Origin of the sequence: Psychrobacter sp. TB55-MNA-CIBAN-0194, from assembly GCF_040309505.1 — a bacterium.
Classification (GTDB): domain Bacteria; phylum Pseudomonadota; class Gammaproteobacteria; order Pseudomonadales; family Moraxellaceae; genus Psychrobacter; species Psychrobacter fozii.
In genome coordinates this window covers 1-262 of record NZ_JBEOOW010000422.1, presented here as the reverse complement: position 1 = coordinate 262, position 262 = coordinate 1, and the positions used below count along the sequence as shown (strand labels likewise).

The 262-nt window shown below is 62.2% G+C and carries 1 protein-coding gene; it reads left to right on the top strand.

What is annotated here, in order from left to right; translation table 11 throughout:
• Window positions 1-14: 14 nt before the first annotated feature.
• Window positions 15-262: MATE family efflux transporter (locus AAEY75_RS15725; RefSeq protein ID WP_352260118.1), on the top strand; the 248-nt coding region annotated here is incomplete at its 3' end.

Here is a 262-nt window from a genome sequence, read left to right as displayed (position 1 = left end):
CCTATGCGATCACCATGCGCATCGGCCAGCACTACGGTGCCGGGCAACTGCTGGATGCACGGCTGGCGGGACGGGTTGGTATTGTGTTCGGAGCGGCGGCGATGCTCGGCTTCGCGATGGTTTTCTGGCTGCTGCCGCATCAATTGATTGGCTTGTTCCTGGACCATAATGATCCAGCGTTCCGCCCGGTCATCGAATTGGCAGTGAGCCTGCTGGCGGTCGCCGCCTGGTTCGAGCTGTTCGACGGCACGCAGACCATCGC